Origin of the sequence: Pseudoalteromonas sp. (assembly GCF_041629635.1) — a bacterium.
Taxonomy (GTDB): domain Bacteria; phylum Pseudomonadota; class Gammaproteobacteria; order Enterobacterales; family Alteromonadaceae; genus Pseudoalteromonas.
In genome coordinates, this window is record NZ_JBFKMX010000198.1 from 1 (window position 1) to 4,843 (window position 4,843).

The 4,843-nt window shown below is 41.4% G+C and carries 5 protein-coding genes; all 5 read left to right on the forward strand.

Features of this window, described 5'->3' with window-relative positions:
* On the forward strand, window positions 1-676 hold a 676-nt coding region (locus tag ABYD77_RS17740), incomplete at its 5' end, for a DUF58 domain-containing protein (RefSeq protein WP_372771433.1).
* Window positions 677-683: 7 nt separating this feature from the next.
* Window positions 684-1,145 carry a DUF4381 domain-containing protein gene (locus tag ABYD77_RS17745; RefSeq protein ID WP_372771434.1) on the forward strand — a complete coding sequence of 154 codons (462 nt, stop codon included), beginning with the start codon at window positions 684-686 and terminating at the stop codon, window positions 1,143-1,145.
* The gene (locus tag ABYD77_RS17750; RefSeq protein ID WP_372771435.1) at window positions 1,138-2,118 is read left to right on the forward strand and encodes a VWA domain-containing protein; all 981 of its coding nucleotides are present in this window, start codon (window positions 1,138-1,140) and stop codon (window positions 2,116-2,118) included. Before ABYD77_RS17745 ends, ABYD77_RS17750 begins: the two co-directional genes overlap by 8 nt.
* The gene (locus tag ABYD77_RS17755; protein ID WP_372771437.1) at window positions 2,115-3,986 is read left to right on the forward strand and encodes a VWA domain-containing protein; all 1,872 of its coding nucleotides are present in this window, start codon (window positions 2,115-2,117) and stop codon (window positions 3,984-3,986) included. Before ABYD77_RS17750 ends, ABYD77_RS17755 begins: the two co-directional genes overlap by 4 nt.
* On the forward strand, window positions 3,980-4,843 hold an 864-nt coding region (locus tag ABYD77_RS17760; protein ID WP_372771438.1), incomplete at its 3' end, for a BatD family protein. The genes ABYD77_RS17755 and ABYD77_RS17760, both read left to right, overlap by 7 nt.

Consider the following 4,843-nt stretch of genomic DNA (forward strand, 5'->3'; position numbering starts at 1 on the left):
GCACACAAAGCTATTTCAGGAAGAAAAAGAACGCCCTGTTTTTATCTTAACGGACTTTAGCGACAGTATGATCTTTGGCTCTCAACTGCTTTTAAAATCTGTGCAAGCTGCACATTTAAGTGCACTCGTTGCTTGGAGCGCAATTCAACGTGGTGACCGTGTTGGTGGTTTAGTGTTTAACCATAATGCCCATTGGGAACTCAAGCCGGCATCAAGACAAAGTGCTGTGCTTAAACTGTTTCATAACTTACAACTTGCGCATCAAGCGGCGCTTGAAAGTAAGCTTGATGGCGAATCGCAAACACTGAATGATCAACTAAATCGTTTAGTGCACTTGGCAAAACCGGGTTCGTTAGTGTACTTAATTTCTGATTTTCATCATTTAAGCGAGGATATGGCAAAGCAACTAATGCAACTTACACGCCATTGCGAACTTATCGCCTGCCCTATTTTTGACCCGATGGAGCTATCGTTACCGAATGTGGGTGAGCAACTTACGCTCAAATCAGGTAACCGTCAGGCTAACCTTCCACTTGCCAATGCAAAGTTTCGTGAAAGCTATGCTACAAAAGCAAATGCCCAACAAACGTCGTTATTTCAGTTATTACAAAAATCAGGCTTAGCGTTGATGCCATTTAGTGCTGCGCAGCCGATTGCTCAACAATTAAAGGGATAATGGTTAAATGGCAAACCCAACATCTCCGCTCGACAACTTACATGATGTTATTGCGCCAGCCACAGTAGCTTGGTGGCCGCTATCACTGCCTGCATTTGCAATAATTACAGGCTTTTTATTGCTGTTGTTTGTTACTGGCTTTTTAGTTTATAAACGTTATCAATTGGCAAAAGCAAAAAGACAAGCACTGCAAGAAAGTAAGTCTTATTTAACTTCTAACTTTGCAAATAGCCAAGCATTGCATTTAATTTTAAAGCGCCTTGTAAAGCACTATTATGGTATTGAGGCTGCAAATCAATTTGGTGAAAAATGGCAAGGTATCGTGTTAAAAACATCAAAAGTAAAATTAACACCAGAAGAGCTATCACGCTTATACCAAAGTGAGAGCAACCAACCAATTAATGATTTCCATCAGAAACTAGTCAAAGCAATAAAGCAATTTAAGGTGAAAGGAGCGTTAAATGTTTGAGTTTGCTTGGCCATTCGCTTTTTTATTATTGCCATTGCCGTTTTTACTGCACAAATTACAAAAACATCAGCAAGTCGCCACTGTGCGTACGACTGCCCTTTATCATAATCCAATAGTGCAAACAGGCGATATTAAACAGCCAGCACGTTTTTCAATTTGGCCTTGGCTATTTTGGTTATGTTTATGCATCGCACTCGCTCATCCAAAATACTATGGCGAGCCCATTCAACTGCCTAATGAAGGTCGTGAAATTATGCTTGCCGTTGACTTATCCACCTCGATGCGTGAGCAAGATATGCAGTATCAGGGGCAATATATTGACAGATTATCTGTTGTAAAAGCCGTGCTTAACGAGTTTATTACAGCGCGCACAGGTGACAGATTAGGTTTAATTCTATTTGCCGATACCGCATTTTTACAAACCCCACTAACCCGCGATTTAACTACCGTTACCCAAATGCTGGACGAAGCGCAAATAGGTTTAGTTGGCCAAGCAACCGCCATTGGTGATGCACTTGGCCTTGCAGTTAAACGCTTTGCCCTTAAAGATGATAGTAATCGCATACTTATCTTATTAACTGACGGTCAAAATACTGCGGGTAATCTGGCACCCGATGAAGCACTTATTCTTGCAAAAGATGCGGGCATAAAGGTGTACACTGTCGGTGTGGGTGCGGATAGTCAGTCAAACTTTTTTGGCTTTCAGATGCAGCGTGGCAGCGCCCTTGATGAAAGCTTATTAACCGAAATAGCTCGCGAAACCGGTGGGCAGTACTTTCGTGCAACGGATGTAGCAAGTTTGCAACGTATTTACCAAATGCTCGACCAGCTTGAGCCAATTAGCGACAACAGCGAAACCGTGCGCCCGCAAACTGCATTATTCTATATCCCCTTATTTATCGCGCTGTTGCTATTGTTCTTACAAACCTTAGTGAATAGTTTTAAAACGCTACTATCAAGGAGAGGCGCATGACACTTGAATTTATTCGCCCTGAAGCATTTTATTTAATGCCCTTTGTTGTTTTAGTTATCGTTTTGCAATTACTAAAAAAACGTAAACATATTGCCAGTAGTCCCATTGCACCTCATCTTGCCCAATTTTTACTTGATGGTGAGAGCAAACAAACTAAAACCAATGCTGTGTGGCTCAGTTTATTTTTAATCGTAAGTGTATGTGCTCTTGCTGGCCCAAGTTGGCAATCACAACCCCTGCCCGTTTATAAAAGTAAACATGCACGTGTTATTGTAATGGACATGTCGCGCTCAATGTACAGCCAAGACATTAAACCAAATCGTTTAACACAAGCGCGCTTTAAAGCACTTACACTGACTGACATTTTAAAAGAAAGCGATTTAGCCTTAGTTGCTTATAGCAATGATGCCTACACCATTTCGCCTTTAACCTCAGACCATCAAACACTGGCCAACTTAATCCCTAGCCTAAGCCCTGAAATTATGCCAGTTCCCGGTAGTAATGCCTTTGCAGGTATCACACTGGCGGTTGATTTACTCACTCAGGCCAATGTCAGCAACGGCGAAATCTATTGGATTACAGATGGTATTGATGATTTTGATGAAAGTCGCGATATCGAAAAGCTCGTTAAGCAACATAACATTAAACTAAATATTTATACTGTAGCCACCGAACATGGTGCACCGATCCAATTACCTGACGAAGGCTTTTTAAAAGATAACCATGGCCAAATTGTAATTCCAAAAGCCAACTTCAGCTTATTGCAGCAACTGGCAGCAAATAGCGATGGTAAATTTAATTATTATCAAGTGAGCGATGCTGATTTAGCCCTCTTTAAACCATCATCTACCAATACAGATGATGTTATTAAACGGGAGCAAACTAGTGAACAGCCGATTGATGGCGGTATTTATTTAGTATTTTTATTAATTCCACTGGGCTTTATGATGTTAAAGCAACAGCCTAAATTTTTACTGGGTTTATGCTGTTTCGTACTGTTTAAACCTGAGTTGAGTTATGCACTTTCCCTGCCCACTTGGCTACTAAATGACGAGCAAAAAGCGCATCAGGCTTATCAACAACAAAATTACGAAGCGGCAACAAAATCAACTACCGCAAGTCTTTCAGGCTCAGCTCTATATCAACAGGGTGATTTTGAAAATGCGCTGACTAAGTTCGAGCAAGATAACAGCGCACAGGGCCTTTATAATCAAGGAAACGCCCTTGCTAGACTTAATCGTTTTGATGAAGCAATAGAAGCTTACAAAAAAGCCCTTGAAAAACAGCCTGAGTTTAAAGAAGCAGAAGAAAATAAAGCGCTGTTGGAAGATTTGAAGCAACAGCAACAAAATCAGCAACAGCAAAATGGTGATGATCAACAAAAGAGCGATGAGCAGCAGCAAAGCGATCAAAACCAGCAGCAAGGCGAGCAATCGGGTGAACAATCTGAACAGCAAAACCAACAAGAACAAAATCAATCGCAGCAACAAGGCCAACAAGATAAAAACAGCGAAGAAAGTAAAAATGGTAGTGATTCTTCGCAACAAAACAATCAGCCAGAAATGAAAGCGGACTCAGAAGAAGCTAAAAGCGATAAACCAAAGCAAGCGCCCGAGACCCAAGCAGAGCCGCAAGAACAGTCAGGTGATGAACAACAGCAAGCGCCACAGCAACCTCTTTCAGAGCATCAGGCAAATCAACCACCTGAATTAACCCCTGAAGAGAAAGAACAAGTACAAATCATTAACCAACTACTAAGAAAGGTACCGGATGATCCGGCCATCTTGTTACGCAATAAAATGAAATTAGAAAGTCAAAAAAGATATCGTCAGCGCATCCAGCAACAAGGAGTTGAGAAGTCATGGTAAGTCGCATAGTTGTATTAATTTGCCTCGTTTTACTGCCATTGCAAGCTGTCGCAGCACTGAGCGCCAGTGTTGATCGAAATCCTGTGCTCGCAGGTGAATTTTTTAATTTAACCATTCGCGCAGACCAAAATGTCAAAGGTGAACAACCCGATACCACAGCGTTACTAAAAGACTTTGTGGTTGGTCCTACGTCTGTGCGAAGTAACACCAGTATTATTAATGGCCAAGTAAACCATACAACGCAGTGGCAAGTTGAACTAATGGCGCGTAATCCAGGTGATTACACAATACCCAGCTTTGCTGTTGCGAATATGCAATCAAGCCCACTTACTGTGAAAGTGGTTGCCGCTTCCAATGCTGATACACAAAGCAAGGATGTGTATATTGAAACTAGTATGGAAAACAGCGAATTGTATGTACAGCAAGCAGGTGTTTATACGGTAAAACTGTTTTTAGCCAATGACTTAACCGAAGGCCAACTCGGCTCACCTGAATTAGAGAATGCCAATGTTTCTCAGCTTGGAAAACAAAAAGAAAGTTATGAGATTATCGATGGCATTCGCTATTTAATCATTGAACGAAACTACCTTATTCAGCCGCAAAAAAGCGGAAAATACACTATCAAATCGCCTTATTTTAAAGGCCGTATTCGTGATAATTACCGTACCCGTGCGGCAAGTGCTATTGGCCGAGATGTTCAACTTACTATTAAATCTATTCCAGAAAATATTTCCGGCAACTGGCTACCGAGTGAATTAGTCACATTAAATGAAGAGTGGCAACCTGAAAAACAAAGCTATCAAATTGGCGAACCTATTACTCGCACCATAACCATGACTGCGCTCGGCATCACCAAA

Excerpts from the sequence above, each read along its gene's own strand:
- ABYD77_RS17750 (WP_372771435.1), top strand. The coding sequence starts at position 1,138 with ATGTTTGAGTTTGCTTGGCCATTCGCTTTTTTATTATTGCCATTGCCG.
- ABYD77_RS17745 (WP_372771434.1), top strand. The coding sequence starts at position 684 with ATGGCAAACCCAACATCTCCGCTCGACAACTTACATGATGTTATTGCG.
- ABYD77_RS17755 (WP_372771437.1), top strand. The coding sequence starts at position 2,115 with ATGACACTTGAATTTATTCGCCCTGAAGCATTTTATTTAATGCCCTTT.